The sequence below is a fragment of the Janibacter sp. CoH_79_TC_3 genome (genome assembly GCF_058197955.1).
In genome coordinates this window covers 419,508-440,610 of record NZ_JBXWIV010000001.1, presented here as the reverse complement: position 1 = coordinate 440,610, position 21,103 = coordinate 419,508, and the positions used below count along the sequence as shown (strand labels likewise).

Genomic DNA, 21,103 nt, shown 5'->3' with positions numbered 1-21,103 from the left:
AATGCTTGAATCTATCTGTTAAGTAAAGTATTGTACTAAATTATTACAAATAACTATCAGATTGTACACTTAATATAAGGTATAGAGTTTGTGAGGCTATTTACTTCTAAAAGTCGACATTTGATTGGTGTGGATATTTGTGCCACCTCAGTAAAGTTGGTTGACATACAGCGTCAGCAAGGCATATTTCACCTAAAATCTTATGGTATCGAAACATTACCAGAAGGCGTAGTCGTCGACAAACTTATTGTAGACACTGAAGCTGTTGGTAATACCATAGCAAGCTTAGCGCGTCGTTGCCAATCTGCTGGTAGTAGTGCTGCTACCGCTGTTTCAGGCTCAGCCGTGATTACCAAAATCATAGATATGGATATGGTGCTTAACGACGTTGAGCGTGAAGCTCAGATCCGCTTGGATGCCGATCAATACGTCCCTTATCCATTAGAAGATGTGAATTTGGATTTTGAGGTGTTGGGTCCTTCTCTTATCAACGACAATATGGTGCAAGTGCTGTTAGCCGCATCGCGCTCAGAGAATGTCGATCAAAGAGTCGATGCGCTCACCTTTGGTGGACTGCAGACCAAAGTGATGGATATCGAGTCGCATGCTATTGAGCGTGCCTTTGGTTTGATGGCTGATAATTTGCCAAATATGCCAGAGTTGGTCGCTTTAGTCGATATTGGTCATAACCAAACTACCTTATATGTCGCTAAAAATGGCGAGTTTATCTACAGCCGTGAACAGTTATTTGGTGGCGCTCAGCTCACTGAAGCGATTCAAAATCGCTACGGCTTATCGGCTGAAGAAGCGACCATTAGTAAACGCGAACGTACCTTACCAGATGATTACTATCCTGATGTGTTGACACCCTTTATAGAAAACACCATCCAACAGATTACACGCTCACTGCAGTTCTACTTCTCATCGAGCCAATACAATAGTATTGACCATGTGCTGCTTGCTGGTGGCAGTAGTTCTATTGCAGGACTTGCCGGTATGGCACAACAACGATTGGGCGTGCCTGTAAGTATTGCTAATCCCTTTATCAACATGACCATTGCTCCGCATATCGATAATGAGCAATTGGCAGTTGATGCACCAAGTTTAATGGCCGCTTGCGGTCTTGCGTTAAGGAGCTTTGACTAATGGCTCGTATTAACTTATTGCCCTGGCGGCAAGAAGAGCGCGAACGTCGCAATAAAGAATTTATCACTTTGGTGGTGGCCGTTACTTTGCTTGCTCTATTAGCGGCATTCGCTTCATGGAGTTATTTTAATAATGAACTTGATGAACAATTAGATGCCAATACACTGATTGAACAAGAAAATGCTCGCCTAGATAAAGCTTTGGTAGAGATTGATAGCTTAGAGCAGCGCCGTGAAGATATCATCTCACGTATGCAGGTTATCCAAGATTTGCAGGGTCGACGCCCTGTTCCTGTGCGCTTATGGGATGATCTTGCCAAAGCGATGCCGCCAGCGCTTTATTTAAATAATTTAAAACGCGAAGGTGATGTTCTTACATTGACAGGTCTTGCCGACAATCCAAATATTGTCTCTAGCTTGATTCGTAACCTGGATAGTAGCAAATGGATGGGTAACTCAGCTGTTAGTAATATACAGCAAAATATTACTGCCTATGAAGCTGCGCCTGCTTTAGAAAATACGGTGACCACAGGTGAACAGCCGCGTCCTGTTTATCCGGAAGACAGTTATGTTCAGTTTGTCGTGACGACCAAAGTACAGTCGGAAAAGGTTGAAGATGCTGATGCTAATACCGCGCTTGGAGGTAAGTTATGAAACTGAGCCGTAAAAAAAGTCTTGTTAAGACCAAGAAGACTGCGGTAAGTGCTAAAAAGCAATTTGATCTGAATGAGTTTCGCCGTAGCTTTGAGTCCTTGGATGCGGAGAACTATGGCAGTTGGCCACTTCCCGTCAAAGTCACCGTGATTGGATTTATTATTGCTTTAATTGCTGCATTGTCATGGGCACTGCCGATTAGCAGTAAAATTGATGAGATCACAGCTGCTGAAAGTCAACAACAGACTTTGCTTGATAGCTACCGTGAAAAAGAATCACGGGCGCGCCATTTAAAAGCCTATCAAGCTCAAGTAATTCAAATGGAAACGGAGTTTAATACTTTACTCGACCAGCTACCAAAAGACACCCGCGTATCAGAATTGGTCGAGGGTATTAATATGACGGGTGTTGGTAGTAATATCCGTTTTCAAGACATCTCCGTAGAGCCTGAGATTGAAAATGAGTTCTTTATTGAGCAACCTATTCGTATCGCAGCCTTAGGGGATTACCATCAGTTCGGTAGCTTCATCAGTGGACTTGCTGCTTTGCCGCGTATTATTACGATGCATGACTTTGAAGTCAGTAATCCGCAGCCAACTTTAGATGTTCTACCAGAGCTCAATCTGGTGCTACAAACCAAAACGTATCGCTCAAAAGAAGCGGCTCCTGAAGGTGATGAAGCCGTCGCGACTGATGCTGCCGCTACAACTGATGCTGCAGGAGGCAACTAATGAGTATCCAAAAACTGCCCATGCTGCTGATTTCAAGTGCTATTGTTCTATCGATGACCGGCTGTACTGACCGTATCGGTATGGCAGAGCAGTCGATGGCTGATATTCGTAACCAGCCAGCGCAGCCGATAGAGCCGCCGCCCAAAGCTGAACTCGTAGAAGATTTTGTCTATAGTGCCAGTGCACAGCGTAGCCCATTTTTGCCACCAAGCTTAGTGAATGTTCAAGGCCCTGTCACCTCTATAGATGGCGTGCGTCCTGACATAACCCGAGTGAAAGAACCACTTGAACAATATGAGCTATCGCAACTCGTCTTTCGCGGTGTCGTTATTTCCCCTGAAGGTCAGCAATATGCCTTAGTGCAGCGTCCTGATGGTTCAGTTGCGAGCGTTAGAGTCGGTAATTATCTTGGCTTAAATGACGGCCGTATTGTTGAAATCACGCCGACCCAGATTAACTTGATTGAAATTGTGCCAGACAGCCGCGCTGGGTTTGTAGAAAAACCCCAGTCGCTGGTCTCCCCTATAAGCTAAGTCGGCAGATTTTTTGAGGAATATATAATGACAGTACGCAATAACAAGGTAATGACGATGAACAACCGCGTATCTTCTACTTTTGCCATCTCTGCATTGGCAATGAGTATGGTAGCAGTTAGTAGCAGTGCTTATGCTGAGCAGCGCATTAATAACGTCTCTGTGGTACAAACCGCACCAGCCGTTACCCAAATGCGTTTGGGTTTTGCTGGCAAGCCAGTATTGCCTGCCGCTTATCAGCTTGATAATCCAAGCCGTTTGGTATTGGATTTTGAAAAAGTTCAAAACGGGCTTGCTAATCGATTTAATGAATACAACGTCGGTATGATTAATGATGTTACAACGTTAAATAGCGACAATACCACGCGTCTGATTGTTGGACTCAAACAAGCGGGTAGTTATACCACCGCTATTGAGGGCAATGATTTGTTGCTGACGATTAGCGACCCGAGTCGTCCTGTCATCACTAGCGACCCTGTGCGAGATGTTCTTAATAACAATGCGGGTATGACTACCACTGCAGTTGTCACACCAATAGTTGAGACTAATAGTGTAGCGGTTGCGCCGATTAAGACCAAAGTAGTCAACACTCAAGCGTCTAAAACACCAGCATCTAAAACACAAGTACCTGCTGATACCATGATAGTACGTGTTAATCCATTGCTAAGCCCACAACTTGCGGCTTCACAAGTGAGTAAGCAGTACAGTTATGATGGTTTAACGGCGGTTAATTTTGCCGCAGGCAATGACGGTGGCGGTAACGTCAGTATTGCGCTTGCCAACGAAGCCATTCCTGTTGACGTACAGCGCCAAGGCAATAAACTGGTGGTACGCTTAACCGGCAGCACCGTACCTAGAAATTTATTACGTCGCTTAAATGTTAATAGTGGTCTGGTTGATAGTATTGATACTAAAAACCAAGGGCAAAATGGTGTGATCACTATTAATGTCAAAGAAGATTATGAATATCAAGCTTACCAATCGGGTAATCAGTTAAATATCAATATCCGAAAACCTGAGCTACTCCGTGAGCCAACGCTTGAAGAGAAAGTATATAGCGGTGAAGCGCTATCTATGGAATTCCAAGACGTCGAAATCCGTAGTGTGTTAGATATCTTGGCACAATTTACCGACATGAATATCGTTGCTAGTGATTCGGTCGCTGGTAATATCACTTTGCGCCTGATTAATGTGCCTTGGGATCAAGCGCTGGATATCATTCTAAAGAGTAAGAATCTTGGTAAACGTGAAAATGGTAACGTGATTTTGGTTGCGCCATCAACTGAGCTTGCCGAACAAGAAGCACGCGATCTTGCAGCGCAGCAAGCAGTTGAATCCTATGCGCCACTACGCACTGAATACATTCGCTTAAGCTATGCTAAAGCAGCTGATGTCTCGACCCTTATCTCTCAAGGCAGCGGTTCATCAGGTGGTAGCAGCGGTACTGGCGGCGCCAATTCTGTCGATAACAATACCTTATTGTCTAACCGTGGTACGGTGACCGTCGATGAGCGTACCAATACGTTGATTATCAAAGACGTGGCTGCAAGCATTGAAAATATCCATAAGCTGATTGGCAAAATTGATATTCCAGTCCGTCAGGTAATGATTGAAGCGCGCATTGTTAGTGCTACCGATAGCTTTAGTAAAGAGATTGGCGTACGTTGGGGCATATTGTCAAACGGCGCTGCTACCAATCGTAACTTGTTGGTTGGTGGTAGTAATCAGACATTATGGGATTTAAAAGATTTTGACGTCGAAACCACAACAGTCAATGGTCAAACCGTTTCTTATCCTAAGTACGACATTAGCCGTCCTGATAACTTAAACGTCGACTTAGGGGTTGCCAACCCAGCCGGTAGTATTGCTTTTGGTTTGCTCGGCATATCTGATTTTATGTTAGACCTTGAGCTGTCAGCCATGCAAGCGGATAACCGTGGTGAAGTGATTTCGACACCAAAGATTTTGACCGCTGATAAACAGACGGCAAAAGTATCTTCTGGCACGCAAATTCCTTATCAAGAAGCATCGGCCAGTGGCGCGACCACTACCAGTTTTAAAGAAGCGGCCTTAAGTTTGGAAGCGACGCCAAATATTACTCCAGATGGCAAAATCGCTTTGCAACTGAACATCACCAACGGAACCCCAATTAGATCCCTTGATGGGCAGGTTGCTATTGCTGAAGATTCTGTCTCAACCAACGTGATTGTTGAAGATGGTCAGACCATTGTTCTGGGCGGCGTATTTAAGAATAGCAAAAGCAATGGTGTCGATAAAGTACCTTTCTTAGGTGACTTGCCTTATATTGGCCGTGCCTTCCGCCGAGATGTGCGTAATAACTCTAAAGAAGAGCTATTAATATTTGTTACGCCAAAATTGATTAATGATGGTATTAGTCGTTTAAATTAATCAGTGTTGAATTATTTATAATAGAAAAAAGCAAGCATCAGCGCTTGCTTTTTTTATGGGTAAGTTTTGTACTCGACTGGATTTTACTGACAATAATCAACGCGCATTACTAGCCAGAATAACCATGACGTTGTATCATAGCTAATTTAGCTGAGTGCGTATTATGGTTGAGGAATTACCGTCGGTATTTTTAGTGGGGCCGATGGGAGCGGGGAAGACCACCATTGGCAGGTTACTGGCTAAGCAATTAGGGCGCTCGTTTGTAGACAGTGATTGGTATATTGAGTCACAAACTGGTGCAGATATTGCTTGGATATTTGCCAAAGAAGGCGAGGCGGGCTTTCGCGAACGGGAGACACGCGCCATCGATGAGCTGACGCAGCAATCACAAATTGTCTTGGCGACCGGCGGTGGTGCGGTAATGGCGGCTGAAAATCGTGCCTTTCTTAAAGAGCGCGGCATCGTCGTCTATCTTAATGCTCCCGTTGACGTGCAAATGGCGCGTACTGCCAAAGATAAGTCGCGACCATTATTACAACAACCGAATCCTAGAAAAATATTACAAAATTTATATAGCGCCCGCGACCCCTTATATCGGCAAGTGGCGCATATTATCATGCCGACCGGTCATACCTATCCTCGACATATGGTCAATCAGTTATTGCAGCAATTAGACTCATTTTGTGAATCCACTTCTATCAGCTCAGCACCTCAAGAAGATGAATAATAACAAATAAATTTCATTAGATAAATTAGATAAAGTTTAATAAATTACACCGCTCAATTTAATTCAAGCCTCATACTTAAGGAGATTTTCATGGCAACGCCACTGTTTCATGCCAACCTAACAGTACAAACGCACAGTCATGATTATCCTATTGTCATCACTGAAAATAGCACTGCAAACAGCCCTAAAAACATTGTTAGTAAGATTGCTGAAAACACTGCTAATAACAGCGCTGAAAATAGTGCTGAAAAAAACAGCATGGCAAACCAAATTGCTCCTTATATTACGGGTCGCCAAGTCCTTATCGTTACCAATGAGACGGTTGCGCCTTTATATTTAAAGACTTTACAAGAAGAACTTGAAGCGCAGTTTACCGTCAAGGTCTGTGTACTGCCAGATGGTGAGCAATATAAAAATCAGAGCAGTATCAATCAGATTTATGATGCGCTGATGGCGGAGCATTTTAATCGTGATGTGACCCTAATCGCGCTTGGTGGCGGCGTTATCGGCGATATGACAGGCTTTGCCGCTGCTAGTTTTATGCGCGGGGTCAATTTTATTCAAATTCCAACGACCTTGTTGTCACAAGTAGATTCAAGCGTTGGCGGTAAGACGGGCATCAATCATCCCCAAGGTAAAAATATGATTGGCGCTTTTTGGCAACCGCAAATGGTTTTAGCCGATATGAGCACGCTTAAAACCTTGTCTGCACGCGAACTCTCAGCAGGATTGGCGGAAGTCATCAAATATGCACTGATTATGGATGCAGATTTCTTGACTTGGCTTGAGCACAATCTACCAGCGATGATGGCGTTAGATTTAGCCGTACTTGGCGAAGCGGTGAAGCGCTGCTGCCAGTATAAAGCCGATATCGTTGCGCAAGATGAAAGAGAATCCGGCGTGCGTGCCTTATTAAATTTCGGCCATACCTTTGGTCATGTGATTGAAACTCATGAAGGCTATGGTAATTGGCTACATGGTGAGGCGATCGCGGCTGGCATGGTACAAGCGGCTGAGCTGTCACAAAAGCTTGGCTGGTTAACAGGTAATGACGTTGCTCGTATTAAGCGCGTATTAGTATTGGCAAATCTACCCATTACACCGCCAGCTATTGACGTACAGACGGCGCTTGGTTTGATGGGGCATGATAAAAAAGTCAAACACGGACAAATCCGCCTTATTTTGTTAAAATCATTAGGTAAGGCAATCTTGACCAATGATTTTGATGCTGAGCTGTTAACCGAGGTATTGGCACAGCATCATTAATAAAGGCGATTAAAGGTTAATACTTTAATTTATAGCCTTATTTTTAAGTATCTCATTTTTTGAGTCTATCTTTATAAGTATTGCGTGATAAATAACTCTTTATCAGACTATCTTTATAAGACTTTTTCTCCCAAGGATATCCCCATGGCAGCATCACGCTCGACGACTCGCACAGCTGGGCAGAAATATCGCCGTCAAGCACTGATTTGGCTGATAGCGACACTGCTATTGGGCGTGTTTACCGCTTTAGTTTGGATGTTTAGCCAAACGCCAGCGATGGGCGCGAAAATCGAAAATGCGCCGATATCTGCACCAAAAACCCTGAGCGCAGAGCTTGAGCAGCCACTAGAGATTGAATCTTTACATGAGCTTGACACCGATGTGCAGCCAATCAGTTTTGATACCACGGTAAAAGACTTGCGCAGTTATCCTGATGAGTTTAAAGACAAGCGTTATCTGCTGGCTAATAAAGGCAGATGGACAGTGCAGGTGATGAATGTCGGTGAAAATGATGTGATCGTCAGTTATTTGGAAGGCCGCGAAGATCGCGAGAAGTTTGCTTATTTTCGTTACCTTGATGAAAATAATCAAGTGCGTTATATGCTGACTTATGGGTTGATGAGCAGTCCACAAGAAGCGGTTGGCGCGGCTAAGCTGATAGACTTTAAACTGCCTACGAATGTGCGTGTGTTGCCAGAAGAGATCAATCGTTATGTCAGTATTATCGATAATTATGAACGCCCTGACCCCGTCAAAGATTTGAGTGCTAAACGCACGCGCGCTGTGAATTTGCGCCCAACCAAACGCGAAGTACCCGTGCGTCAGAAAGCGCCAACTAACGATAATGCTAGCGAGCAAGCAGCAAGTAATGCCAACCGCGCTGCTCAAGAAGGGGCGAATAATAGTGCTGCTGAAAGTATTCGTCAGTCAGTCGATACCTCTGATACCTTATCGGTTAATGAAGAGCGCACGGTCGGTATCGAAGAGCAGACCGCGATCGCCGCGACGCCTAAAAATGCCGATAATAGCCGCAAACCTGAAGTAAGTAACAATAATGAACCGAAAAAACCACCCGTGGTTGAAGCGCCTAAACCGCCTAGTGCGAATGCAAATAACAACGCCGCTAATAAGAATGCCAATGCGGCTAGTAAAAATGCCAACGCCAGTGCTAGTAATAATACCTCAAAAAACAATGCTTCGAAAAACAATAATGATAGTATAAAAGAGCTTATTGAAGAAAAAGGTAATTAATTTGACTAGCCCATTTAGCTGTTCATGGATTGTGTTCATTGATTGAGTTGAGGACATGCCCTAAGTATTTCATTTAAAAAGTCCATGTCATATTTTATGTCGTGGGCTTTTTTCTGTTAGCAATTTTAACTACCGCTAAAATACTTAAAAACGCTTAGATGAGCGGTTTTAATAGTATTCATTCTAGAGAGTTAGTTATCAATGATTGATGGATAACATAAGTTTTTACAAAATCTATAGTGTGAGTTTATAAAAAAGACTAGATTTTTTATCAATCATTAACTAAGATAACTAAGGGCGACGTTCTGTATAGTTATCGTAAACCTCTATTTAACACCTCTACATGGAGTAAGTAAGCTTGATAAAGATGAGCCCTTACAACAATGTCGTCGTCTCAAGCGCTGCTACTTGTACCTCTATTTAAGCATATCGCAAGTGGCGCAACTCCTCATTATTAACCTGCTAAGGGTTGTTAAGGCGCTTGAATACAGAGCGTCTGATATTTAAATTTGACGGTATACCATAGTAATATTTGCTACTTTATTAGCCAGTTTTTCGGTACTTTGCTCACTTTCTATCGAATTTTTGAAAGCGTATCTGCGCTTAATAATGATTGTCCGACTCGCATTGAGTATACAACAGATAGAAGGTAGGTAAAGGCTGACGGCAACTGATAGAGAATAACGTATAAATCCTAAAAGGATCGGTGGGTGGTAACCATTTATACCACCTTATATCATCATTAAAATCCTTTTAGCTAGTAACGTTAAATCAATAGCTTTGATGACTATAGAATAAATAGAGTCGTGATAAGTATTTTTATCAGCCTCAAAACGCTCGCATTATTTTCTCTGCTTGCGCTTTATTAATCCGCTTATGTGAATATATTTAGCCCGTTCTGCCTGCGGAGTTTGGTTGATACCTCATATTGGAAGTATAGGCCGTCCGCTCACTTAAAAGGACAAGCTATGTCAATGATTTCCTCCTCTACGCATTTGGCGACGCCAGATGACTTCTCTGATAACTGCGGCTTTGGTTTGATTGCTCATATTGAGGGACAAGCCAGTCACGATTTGGTGAAAACAGCCATTCATAGTCTAAGTTGTATGACCCATCGCGGCGGCGTTGCTGCTGATGGTAAGACCGGTGATGGCTGCGGATTATTACTGGCGACGCCGACGACATTTTTTAAGCATATCGCGGCTGAGCAGGGCTTTACTATTACCGCTAATTTTGCTGTTGGCATGGTTTTTGTCAATGTAGATGAGACAAAAGCGCAATATAGCCAGCAGGTGCTCAATGAAGAGCTTAGCGCACAAGGGTTAGAAGTGGCTGGCTGGCGCGATGTGCCGCTTGATTTAAGTATCGTTGGTGAGATTGGTCGTCAGACATTACCCGGTTTTCAGCAAATATTTGTCAATGCGCCAGACGAGATAGCTGCCGATGATTTTAACCGAAAGTTATTTGTCGCACGTAAAAAAGCTGAACAACGCTTGGTTGATGATGAGCTGTTTTATGTTTGTTCATTAAACTGTCAGACGATTATTTATAAAGGTTTGGTCATGCCATCAGACCTGCCAGCCTTCTTTTTAGACTTACAAGATACGCGTTTGGCCTCGCATATCGTGGTCTTCCATCAGCGTTTTTCGACCAACACGCTACCGCGTTGGCCATTAGCACAGCCGTTTCGCTATTTGGCACACAATGGTGAACTTAATACCATCACCGGCAACCGTAGCTGGTCTGAAGCCCGCACGCCAAAATTAAAGTCCGATAAATTGCCCAATTTGAATGAGCTAACGCCTTTGGTGAATAGCACTGGCTCGGATTCATCAAGCTTAGATAATATGCTAGAAGTACTGATGTCAGGAGGCATGAGTTTATTCCATTCGATGTCGATTTTGGTGCCACCCGCTTGGCAAAATGTCGACAGCATGGATATGGATCTGCGCGCGTTTTATGAGTTTTACTCACAGCATATGGAAGCGTGGGATGGGCCAGCAGGTCTGGTGATTCAAGATGGTCGCTATGCTGTCTGTATGCTCGACCGTAATGGTCTGCGCCCGTCACGTTGGGTCACGACCAAAAACGGTTATATCACCGTGGCGTCTGAAGTCGGTGTTTGGGATTATGCGCCAAAAGACGTGTTGGCTAAAGGTCGGGTAGGTCCGGGTCAAATGCTGGTCATCGATACGCAAACGGGTCAAATCATGGATACTAAGGCGATTGCTACTTTATTAAAAAAAGCCCATCCATATCGTAAATGGCTACGCGAAGAAGCGACTCGTATCCGTGATGATGAGCGCTTAGAAGAAGAGTTGGCATCACAAGCCTGCCGCGGCGATCAGCTCAAAGCATTGCAAAAAATGTATCATATTACCAACGAAGAGCGTACCGAAATTATCCGCCCTAATGCTGAAAATGCGCAAGAGCCAGTCGGTTCGATGGGTGATGATACGCCGATGGCAGTACTGTCGCAGCAAATTCGCCATGTCGGTGACTTCTTTCGTCAGCAGTTTGCACAGGTAACCAATCCACCGATTGATCCGCTACGTGAATCAATCGTGATGTCGCTACAGACTTGCTTAGGTGCTGAGACCAATGTGTTTGCGCCGTCAGCACGCGACGCACATCGTATTATCTTATCGTCGCCGGTTTTATCAGCCAGTAAAATGCAGCAGCTTGAAACCTTGGCTGATCCAGCATTTCAGCTGGCGCGTATCGATTTAAACTACGATGCCGATCTTGAGCTATCAGCCGCCATCAAAGCCATCTGTGAGCAAGTGGCCAATAGCATTCGGGCTGGTCATACTTTGATTGTCTTGTCTGATAAAAACATTCATGCCGATAAAGTGCCTGCCAATGCCATTATGGTCACAGGTGCGGTGCATCATTACTTAATCGCCCAAGGTATTCGTACTGATGCCAATTTAATCATCGAGACTGGACTGGCGCGCGATTCGCATCAAGTGGCGGTATTGATTGGCTTTGGCGCGACCTGTGTTTATCCTTACTTAGCTTATGACGTCATTGATGATTTGGTGGCGACCGGTGAGCTGCTGGGCGATCCAATCCAAGCGCGGGTGAATTTCCGTAAAGGCTTGGATAAAGGTTTGCTGAAAATCTTATCAAAAATGGGCATCTCGACCATTGTGTCTTATCGTGGCGCGCAGTTATTTGAAGCTGTCGGTCTTTCTGAAGAAGTAGTGAGTTTATGCTTTAAAGGTGTGCAAAGTCGTATTAAAGGCGCAACCTTTGCCGATTTGGCTGCTGACCAAGCGCAATTAGCTGCTAATGCTTTCAAACGTCGTGCGCCACTTGATCAAGGTGGTTTGCTGAAGTTTGTCTTTAATAAAGAATACCATGCCTTTAATCCTGACGTCATTAATAGCCTACATACCGCAGTACGGACAGGTGATTATGACAATTATCGTAATTATGCTGATTTGGTCAATAGTCGTCCTGTTGCGACATTGCGTGATTTGTTGCAACTAAAGACAGCCAATCCTATCGATGTTAATGAGGTCGAAGATATCTCAGAGATTCTGAAGCGTTTTGATTCAGCTGGGATGTCATTAGGGGCATTATCACCCGAAGCCCATGAAGCGATTGCCATGGCGATGAATACCATCGGCGGGCGCTCAAACTCTGGTGAGGGCGGCGAAGATCCGGTACGTTATGGCACGCTGCGTAATTCAAAAATCAAGCAAATTGCCTCTGGTCGATTTGGGGTCACACCTGCTTATCTATGTTCGGCAGAAGTGCTGCAGATTAAGGTTGCTCAAGGTGCCAAGCCGGGTGAGGGCGGTCAGCTGCCGGGCGGTAAGGTCAATGCGCTAATTGCCCGTCTACGCTACTCGGTACCAGGGGTGACGCTCATATCGCCGCCACCGCATCATGATATTTATTCGATTGAAGATTTGGCGCAGCTGATTTTTGATTTAAAACAAGTCAACCCAGATGCCTTGGTTTCGGTTAAATTGGTTTCGCGTCCCGGTGTTGGCACTATTGCAACGGGGGTGGCAAAAGCCTACGCCGATTTAATTACCATCTCAGGCTATGATGGTGGTACTGCCGCCTCGCCGCTGTCGTCTATTCATCATGCTGGTTCGCCTTGGGAGCTGGGGCTTGCTGAAACCCATCAATCACTACGCGTCAACGGCCTGCGCCATAAGGTTCGTATTCAAACCGATGGTGGTCTAAAAACGGGTCTTGATGTGGTCAAAGCCGCTATCCTTGGTGCAGAAAGCTTTGGCTTTGGTACCACGCCAATGATTGCTGTCGGTTGTAAATACTTGCGTATCTGCCATCTTAATAACTGCCCGACCGGCGTTGCCACCCAAAAAGCCCAGCTACGTGATGAGCATTTCATTGGCGAAGCTGAGATGCTGATTAACTTCTTTAAATTTGTGGCGACTGAAACGCGTGAATGGCTCGCTGCATTAGGCGTACGCAGTATGGAAGAGCTGGTCGGACGTACTGACTTGCTTGACGTGTTAGAAGGTAATACCGATAAGCAGCGTCATTTGGATTTAACGCCATTACTGTTTAGTCATCCAGCCAGTAGTGGCAAAGAGCAAACCTGTCAGGTCGCGCGTAATGAGCCATTTGATAAAGGCTTGCTTGCCGAACAGATGATTAGCGATATGTTGCTCAATATTCGTCAAGGTAACGGCGGCGATTATAGCTATGCTATCGGCAACTGTGATCGCTCAATCGGCGCTCGTATCTCGGGTGAGATTGCGCAGCTATGGGGTAATCTTGGCATGAGTGATATGCCCATTAAGCTGCATCTATACGGAACCGCAGGGCAAAGTTTGGGTGTATGGAATGCGGGCGGCTTACATATTGAGCTTGAAGGCGATGCCAATGACTATGTCGGTAAAGGCATGGCGGGCGGTGAGATTGTCATTTATCCACCGAAAGATTCAAGCTTTAGTGCGCAAGAAACCGCTATCATTGGTAATACCTGTCTGTATGGTGCAACGGGTGGCAAGTTGTACGCTGCTGGCACAGCAGGCGAGCGTTTTGGGGTGCGTAACTCTGGCGCGCATGCGGTCATTGAAGGCACGGGCGATCATTGCTGTGAGTATATGACCGGCGGCATCATTACCATTCTTGGACGTACGGGTCTGAATTTTGGCGCCGGCATGACGGGTGGTTTTGCTTATGTACTTGATATGGATGGCGACTTTTTTGATCGCTGTAATCATGAGCTGATTGACCTAAACCGTATCTCAAGCGAGCAAATGGAAGGTCATCGCATTTACTTGCAACAAGTGATTGAAACCCATGTAGATAAAACCGGTAGTGCGTGGGGGCAGACGATATTGGCGGACTTTGAGCATTATGCCCGTAAGTTCTATTTGGTGAAGCCCAAAGCAGCGAACGTTGCGACCTTGCTTAAGACCACGACGGCTGATCCGCAATAAACGAGATGAGTCAGCAATAGAGTCTACGAGCAGTTTTAATACATAGCTTTAATGCAAAGTTTTAAGCAGGTAAATGACAGCCGGTATCCGTAAATTTGCCTCAGTGAGGCTGCAGGTATTGGCTGTCGTTAGCCACTATAAAATACCTCTATATAAAAGAGACAATACCATGGCAAAACGCTTAGAAAATAGTTTTCAGTTTTTAGATGTACCACGCCTTGAGCCCACCAAAAAAGACATCGCGACGCGTTCAACTGAGTTTGTTGAAATTTATCAGCCGTTTGAAAGCGAGTCAGTAGCGCAGCAATCGCATCGCTGCCTTGAGTGCGGCAACCCGTACTGTGAGTGGAAATGTCCGGTACATAACTACATTCCCAATTGGCTTAAATTGGCGGCAGAAGGTCAAATATTTCAGGCAGCAGAATTGTGTCATCAAACCAATACATTGCCTGAGGTTTGTGGACGTGTCTGTCCGCAAGACCGCTTATGTGAAGGCGCTTGTACGTTAAACGACGGCTTTGGTGCCGTAACCATTGGTAACGTCGAAAAGTATATCAACGATACTGCTTTTGCCCTTGGTTGGCGTCCTGATATGTCAGATGTAGTTTGGACGGACAAAAAAGTTGCCATTATCGGAGCTGGTCCTGCAGGACTTGGATGCGCAGATATTTTAGTCAGAAATGGCGTCAAACCCGTTATTTTTGATAAGCGCCCAGAAATTGGCGGCTTGTTAACCTTTGGTATTCCAGAGTTTAAAATGGAAAAAGACATCATGCGCAATCGCCGTGTCATCTTTGAAGGCATGGGTATGGAGTTTCGTTTAGAGACCGAAATCGGTACCGATGTCAGTATTGATGAGCTGTTAGGCGAGTATGATGCGGTATTTATGGGTATGGGTACTTATAATTATATGCGTGGCGGCTTTGCTGGTGAAGAATTAGAGGGCGTCTATGATGCGCTAGATTACTTGATTGCCAACGTCAATCGCTGTAACGACTGGGAAAAAAATCCAGAAGAATATATCGATTTAAAAGGTAAAAAAGTAGTGGTATTAGGCGGCGGTGATACGGCAATGGACTGTAACCGTAGCAGTATTCGTCAAGGAGCGCAGCAAGTGGTTTGTGCTTATCGCCGTGATGAAGAAAATATGCCCGGTTCCCGCCGAGAAGTGGTCAATGCCCGCGAAGAAGGCGTTGAGTTTTTATTCAATCGTCAACCGACCGAAATCATTGGTTTAAATGGCAAGGTGAATGCGGTCAAAGTGATTACCACGCACTTGGGCGCTCCTGATAGTCGTGGTCGCCGCCACCCTGAGCCTATTCCCAATTCAGAAGAAATTATTCCATGTGATGCGGTCATTATGGCCTTTGGTTTCCGTCCTAGCCCTGCCGATTGGTTTACAGGTCAGCAAATCACCATGGACAGCTCGGGTCGGGTCTTAGCCGCCGAAAAACAAACCTTTAAATTCCAAACCAGTAACCCCAAAATCTTTGCCGGTGGCGATATGGTGCGTGGATCTGATTTGGTTGTGACAGCGATTTGGGAAGGTCGTGAAGCGGCGGAAGGCATTCTAGACTTTTTAGAGGTATAGCATATAGCTATTATTCATAGCCAAACGCTCTCAGGCAGACGTTCTCAACTAAGCACTATTTTGGCGTGCTTTTTTGTTGTTATGTGCTAGCATGTTTTGACCTTTAACGTCTTTTATCTTTTAATAGATGAAAGGCGTTATTTTTTGATCATTGCTTTATTATTGCTATCTCAGTGGTTAAGCTAGCAGTTATCCTTTAACCGCATTTTTATTCATTTATTATAAGAGATAGCCTGCGTGAAACTGACTTTCTGGCAACGATTTACCGCACCGTTTGTGGAGCCTTACGCCCGTTATCAGCATGCGGATATTTTGCATGCCATACGCTTGGGTGTGGCCGTGCTTATCGCACTGTTGTTAAATGAGTTTACGCACTTGCCGCACGGCGAGTGGACGACTATTACCGTGTTTGTGATATTGGGTTTGTTGCAATATCAAGGGGCGATTTATACCAAGGCCAAAGAGCGGATACTCGGCACCTTATTAGGTGTGGTGGTCGGGCTGAGCTTTTTATGGTTGATTCAAGATACGGGCGGTTGGCTGTGGTTATATTACGGGCTGATTGGTATTATCAGCGGCATTATTGGTTATGTGGCGGTTAAGCAATTGGGTTATATCGGGCTGCTAACAGGGATTACCATGCTGATGATTGTTTCAAGTCCTGACCATAGCAATATTGCCCAAGATGGCTTATATCGAGCGTTTAATATTTTACTTGGGGCAGGGGTAGCGGTCGCAGCGACGTTGATTTTACCGCTTAAATCGACGTTAATGTGGCGGTTTTTATTGGCCAGTAACCTTGAAACCTGTAGCAACTTATACGCTGGGGTTGGCAACCATATTGATGCGGAAGTGTTAGTGCCTAAGCCTTTTAAATATAGTAAAGCGACCAGCTCAGCCAGTATTATTTACCCAAAGAGCAGCTCTGTACCTGATACACCGGTCAATAAATCTTTGGTCAAGGCGCTACAAAAAATCAATAAGCGTTTGCTTGCCGTACGTCCGCATATCGCGGCGACAGCCAGTGAGTCTGGGATTGAGAAGGAAACGCTAGAGACCATTCAGCGTACCCATCGTAATATCATTGGAACCATTGATTTGCTATTAAGTGCCGCGCCGCGCTTGGCAAACATCGAGATTGATGATGAAAACCACATTTTACTTATCCATTATCAGCACGAATTGACGCAAGCGATGCAGCATATGGCCGCGGTATTACGTAGCCCAAATGATGAAGTATTTCGACCGATTACGCGTATCGCGGTATCAGAATATCCAAGTGTAGAAAACTTGGGCTTTGAATGGCAAGGCTATTTTTGGCTCACGCAAACCTTACAAGTACAGTTGCAGCGGCTCAGTGATTTATTGCAAACGACCAAACCGCAATGGTTTGCCGCCTCTGGTCTACGTTATCAGCGCCGCGAGCAGCGCCGTATCGAGCATAAAGGTAGCGAAACCGATTTGCATTTATGAATAAAAGCCCAATAAAAGCCACAAAAAAACGCTGACTTTATTAAGTCAGCGTTTTTTTACGGTAGCAGTCATTAAAAAGGGCTATTAAAAACAGCTATCAACAATCAACCATTAATAATCATATTTTAACAAACAATGATTAACGACCGGTTTTTAGCTTATCCCAATATTGCTGATAAACTCGCAAGGCTTCATCGCCGACATCTTCTTGGAATTCAGCTTTTGCTAGTATGGCTTTGCTCGGATAAATGGTTGGATTGTTGCGTACTTCTTCTGGCATCAGCTCACGGGCAGCGATATTAGGCGACGCATAACCAATCTCTTCGCTGACGATTTTAGAGTTCTCAGGACGCAGTAAGTAATCAATAAATTTGTGTGCTGCATCGACTTGTTTGGCGTTTTTTGGAATGACAAAGTTATCCATCCATAAGATAGCGCCCTCAGTTGGATATTTATATACCAAGCTGGTCAAGCCTTCGTTATTGGCGATAATTGCCTCACCATTCCAACTCATACCAACCGTGGTTTCGCCTTCCATATACGGCATGCGCGAGGCGTCCGAATTAAAGGTTTTTACATTTGGCATCAAGGTTGTCAGCTTCTCATAAGCGGCTTTGATTTCATCAGGGTTTTTACTATTACCTGAATGTCCAAGGGTCAATAGCGCCATGCCAAACACTTCGCGCATATCGTTCATCAGCATCACTTGACCTTTATACTCAGGACGCCATAAGTCATTCCAGCTATTTACGGTCGCAGGATCAACCGCTTCGCCATTGATGGCGAGGCCAGTGCTGCCCCACATATAAGGAATCGAGTATTTGTTTTCTGGGTCAACCTTAGTATTAGTAAAAGAGGTATCAAGATTTTTAAAGTTGCTTAATTTGGATTTATCCAGCTCTTGTAGCAAACCTTCTTTAGCCATTTTTTCGACATAATACGTCGATGGAATCGCTAAGTCATATTGGCTAGAGTCGTCGAGCAGTTTGAGCTTGGCGTACATGGCCTCGTTAGAATCAAAGGTGGTGTAATTGACCCGAATGCCCGTTTCTTTGGTAAAGCCATCCAAGATTTCCTGCGGCATATATTCAGACCAGTTATACAGGTTCAACGTTTCTGCACTGGTAGCAGCACCGTCGGTAGCAGTGTTATCTGACTTGCTACAGCTAGCAAGCGCGAGCCCAATCGCCACGGCTAATAGCGCTTTTGGTAGTATACGAGCGCTACGAGCAGCAGAGTGGGACGATGATAAATGAGTCAAAATATCTCTCCTAAAGTAAGAATGATGCAAAGCAAAAAAATCCGTAAAACAGGCGCGATGCTAAATATTTACAGCTATATAAACTATTATGGCTATGATTGTGCATAATTTAAAGGGCAATCATGCATAGCATTTTTGATAGTATCGTTACAGTCAGTGCAAATAACCATACTATGTGAAGGGGGCTAAGTGCTGCTAAGTGACGGTAAATGATAATGAGCGTGGCTTTCTTACACATCGTTTAACAAGATGGTTTTTTAGAATAAACAGATTTACCATAGCATAATAACGAGAAAGGCAACATGATAAGCCAGTCTTATGTCAACATAGCTGCCGCCTGAGACTTTAAGCAAAATAAAAATAAGACGATTTTAACCAAATTGATTGAATCAAAAGAGGAATACAATGAATAATCGTGTAAGCGCTGGCATAGTGATGGCTTTGATTGGCATCATAGGTTTTATGATGATATTTAATTCAGGCTCTCCGACCGCTATCGTTGATTGGCCGGTTGAAACTTATATGGGTTTGGCATTTACCATTGGCTGGCTCAGCCATGTACCCAATTGGCTGGCTTATGTGCTAGCAGCGTTGGTGCTTATCTTACTCATTGTCGGATTTTATAAAATCGGCAGCTGGCTTTATGGTTTAATCATGAGACGTCGTTAAATTTTGCTAGGACATGTCCTTATTTTAAAAATGAGGACATGCCTTAGATAAACAGCGATTTTCAAAGTCTATTTATCAAGACGCTATATGAAATTGCTCAAGCACCGACTGAATACCGCGCTCCTCAATCGTACCCGTGACAAAATCTGCGCGCTCAATCAACGCTGTTTGCGCATCGCCCATTGCTACTGCATAGCCAACCAAATCAAACATCTCTAAATCATTTAATCCATCACCAAACGCCATACATTCACGTGCATCTACGCCATAATACTGACAGACGTCTTTGATACCACGCGCTTTAGATGCATTTGCTGGTAGGATATCTGCACCGATATGATGCCAATGCACCAGCTTTAAATCGTCCTGTGCAAAGTCGATATCTTGCATCTTGTCTTGTTGATTGTTAAAAAATACTGAGCATTGATAGACAGCATTCGATTGGTAATAGACTGGGTCAACGATAGAGTTGGGTGTTATGGCGTTATATTCACGCAAACGCGCATTTTCACCTGACCATGCGATGTGCGTCGCCGAGTCAAACTTATGAATCAGCTCGCTAGTTTCACATAACTGGACGATTTTGTCCGTCTGCTCAGAAGACAATGGATAATGGCTAATCAGGCCTTTATTATCAAAACTATATTGGCCATTCATACAAATAATGGCATCTAAAATATCTGCTTCGAGCAAAGCTAAAATATCCGCCGGCAATATCGCTTTAGAACGTCCCGTCGAAATCACCAATTTAATGTCAGTTTTGGCCAGAGCTTCAAGGGTCGCTTGGTTGTGCGCGGCGATAATACCGTTACGGCTGAGCGTATCGTCGATATCAAAAAATATCACTTTTGGCACTGGCAATGTATGCTTCACACTGGCTGTCGCCGCCTTGTCTACAATAAACATGAGCATCCTTTATATTTGAAAAACGAGTATGTAGGTATTCAAAGTAAGTATAAAAAGTCGTTAAAATTTGCTGAATAATTTTAAGTGTTATTACTAATAATATCGTTTGGATTTATGAGTAATTATCCATTTTATATGGTTAAAAATACAGCAATAGGGTGGTTATGGCTCATTTATGTATCGCTTTTATAACGATAATTGCTTTTCACATTCAGAATGCGCTCGCCAGCAAGCAGTTGATTTCCTACTATTTGACTTTATATAATATCTAAATATAGAGTCTTATAAATTTAGTATTGTTAATAAATTTATAAGTACACTCTAATGAAAAAATTTCGCATAAGGACACTACAATGCCTAAATCTACTGATAACACTGTTAGCCAAAAAGCCTTAGACGAGGATTTGTTTACTCTGTCGCCGCGTCATCCTGACAGTCGGCTGGAGGTGGATTGGTTGTTCTTATTCAATAAGCTACCGCCAGATCAATGGTTTAGCGCAGATTATGCTTACAAAACATCGGGCTGGCTAAAGGTACATACTAACATACGCAAGCGTCAGCGTATCTTGACACAGATAAGTGATTCTTATCAATCTGGCGAGTATGACTGGGCAGAGTATCGCTCGCAGCTACTTAAGCGCATTAATATGCACATTCTTAAGTTGCATCAGCATCATGGAGTCGAGGACGAGGGGTTTTTCCCTGAGTTTATTCGGATGTATCCGCAGTTACAGGCAGGGTTTGAGATATTGGGTCGCGACCATGTGCGCTTGGATGCGCTACTTGATAAGCTGCAAGTGCAAAACGATACGCTGGCGAGAAGTGGAGTTGAGGATAAAGCATTGGCATCGCAATTACATCAGACTCTGGTGGATGCGACTGACTTACTCTTGCAACATTTGACTGATGAGGAAGACTTGGTTGTGCCGATTTTGGGGTTGAGGCAGGGTTAGGGGTTGAATATTGTGTCTTAAATTGTTCTATTCATTCATGAAACAACGTTGCAGCTTGTAGAATACTAAAACTACTCATAAAATTCTGAGAGGTGTCTTCAA

The 21,103-nt window shown here is 44.2% G+C and carries 15 protein-coding genes; 13 read left to right on the top strand and 2 right to left on the bottom strand.

Annotation, left to right across the window (positions count from 1 at the left end):
- The first annotated feature begins 90 nt into the window (after positions 1-90).
- From AC2FA3_RS01940 to AC2FA3_RS01890, 11 genes are all read left to right on the top strand, one after another.
- Positions 91-1,146, top strand: coding sequence for a pilus assembly protein PilM (locus AC2FA3_RS01940; protein WP_490508068.1), 1,056 nt, complete (start codon positions 91-93; stop codon positions 1,144-1,146).
- Positions 1,146-1,799, top strand: coding sequence for a PilN domain-containing protein (locus AC2FA3_RS01935; RefSeq protein WP_490508067.1), 654 nt, complete (start codon positions 1,146-1,148; stop codon positions 1,797-1,799). Before AC2FA3_RS01940 ends, AC2FA3_RS01935 begins: the two co-directional genes overlap by 1 nt.
- Positions 1,796-2,530 carry a type IV pilus inner membrane component PilO gene (locus AC2FA3_RS01930; protein WP_490508066.1) on the top strand — a complete coding sequence of 245 codons (735 nt, stop codon included), beginning with the start codon at positions 1,796-1,798 and terminating at the stop codon, positions 2,528-2,530. Before AC2FA3_RS01935 ends, AC2FA3_RS01930 begins: the two co-directional genes overlap by 4 nt.
- Complete coding sequence (locus AC2FA3_RS01925; RefSeq protein WP_201612418.1) at positions 2,530-3,063, top strand: pilus assembly protein PilP; 534 nt, start codon at positions 2,530-2,532, stop codon at positions 3,061-3,063. Before AC2FA3_RS01930 ends, AC2FA3_RS01925 begins: the two co-directional genes overlap by 1 nt.
- Positions 3,064-3,090: 27 nt before the next feature.
- Positions 3,091-5,472 carry a type IV pilus secretin PilQ gene (locus AC2FA3_RS01920; RefSeq protein ID WP_490508065.1) on the top strand — a complete coding sequence of 794 codons (2,382 nt, stop codon included), beginning with the start codon at positions 3,091-3,093 and terminating at the stop codon, positions 5,470-5,472.
- 163 nt (positions 5,473-5,635) lie between these two features.
- The gene (aroK, locus tag AC2FA3_RS01915) at positions 5,636-6,199 is read left to right on the top strand and encodes a shikimate kinase AroK (RefSeq protein ID WP_201612420.1); all 564 of its coding nucleotides are present in this window, start codon (positions 5,636-5,638) and stop codon (positions 6,197-6,199) included.
- Positions 6,200-6,289: 90 nt separating this feature from the next.
- Positions 6,290-7,465, top strand: coding sequence for a 3-dehydroquinate synthase (gene aroB, locus AC2FA3_RS01910; RefSeq protein WP_490508064.1), 1,176 nt, complete (start codon positions 6,290-6,292; stop codon positions 7,463-7,465).
- 144 nt (positions 7,466-7,609) lie between these two features.
- Positions 7,610-8,716 carry a hypothetical protein gene (locus tag AC2FA3_RS01905; protein WP_490508063.1) on the top strand — a complete coding sequence of 369 codons (1,107 nt, stop codon included), beginning with the start codon at positions 7,610-7,612 and terminating at the stop codon, positions 8,714-8,716.
- A gap of 968 nt (positions 8,717-9,684) precedes the next feature.
- Entirely contained in the window at positions 9,685-14,148 is a 4,464-nt protein-coding gene (gltB, locus tag AC2FA3_RS01900) for a glutamate synthase large subunit (RefSeq protein WP_490508062.1), read from the top strand.
- 73 nt (positions 14,149-14,221) lie between these two features.
- On the top strand, positions 14,222-15,739 hold the full coding sequence (locus AC2FA3_RS01895) for an FAD-dependent oxidoreductase (protein WP_490508061.1): 1,518 nt from the start codon (positions 14,222-14,224) through the stop codon (positions 15,737-15,739).
- A gap of 237 nt (positions 15,740-15,976) precedes the next feature.
- Entirely contained in the window at positions 15,977-17,212 is a 1,236-nt protein-coding gene (locus AC2FA3_RS01890) for an FUSC family protein (RefSeq protein ID WP_490508060.1), read from the top strand.
- 139 nt (positions 17,213-17,351) lie between these two features.
- On the opposite strand, the gene AC2FA3_RS01885 is transcribed toward AC2FA3_RS01890, so the two are convergent.
- Complete coding sequence (locus AC2FA3_RS01885) at positions 17,352-18,473, bottom strand: ABC transporter substrate-binding protein (RefSeq protein ID WP_490508059.1); 1,122 nt, start codon at positions 18,471-18,473, stop codon at positions 17,352-17,354.
- A gap of 405 nt (positions 18,474-18,878) precedes the next feature.
- On the opposite strand from AC2FA3_RS01885, the gene AC2FA3_RS01880 reads away from it, so the two are divergent.
- Positions 18,879-19,142, top strand: a complete 264-nt coding sequence (locus AC2FA3_RS01880) for a hypothetical protein (protein ID WP_490508058.1) — start codon at positions 18,879-18,881, stop codon at positions 19,140-19,142.
- A 75-nt stretch (positions 19,143-19,217) separates the two neighbouring features.
- Here AC2FA3_RS01880 and AC2FA3_RS01875 read toward each other — a convergent pair whose 3' ends face one another.
- Entirely contained in the window at positions 19,218-20,048 is an 831-nt protein-coding gene (locus AC2FA3_RS01875; protein ID WP_490508057.1) for a Cof-type HAD-IIB family hydrolase, read from the bottom strand.
- A 353-nt stretch (positions 20,049-20,401) separates the two neighbouring features.
- On the opposite strand from AC2FA3_RS01875, the gene AC2FA3_RS01870 reads away from it, so the two are divergent.
- Complete coding sequence (locus AC2FA3_RS01870) at positions 20,402-21,001, top strand: hemerythrin domain-containing protein (protein WP_490508056.1); 600 nt, start codon at positions 20,402-20,404, stop codon at positions 20,999-21,001.
- Positions 21,002-21,103: the final 102 nt, after the last annotated feature.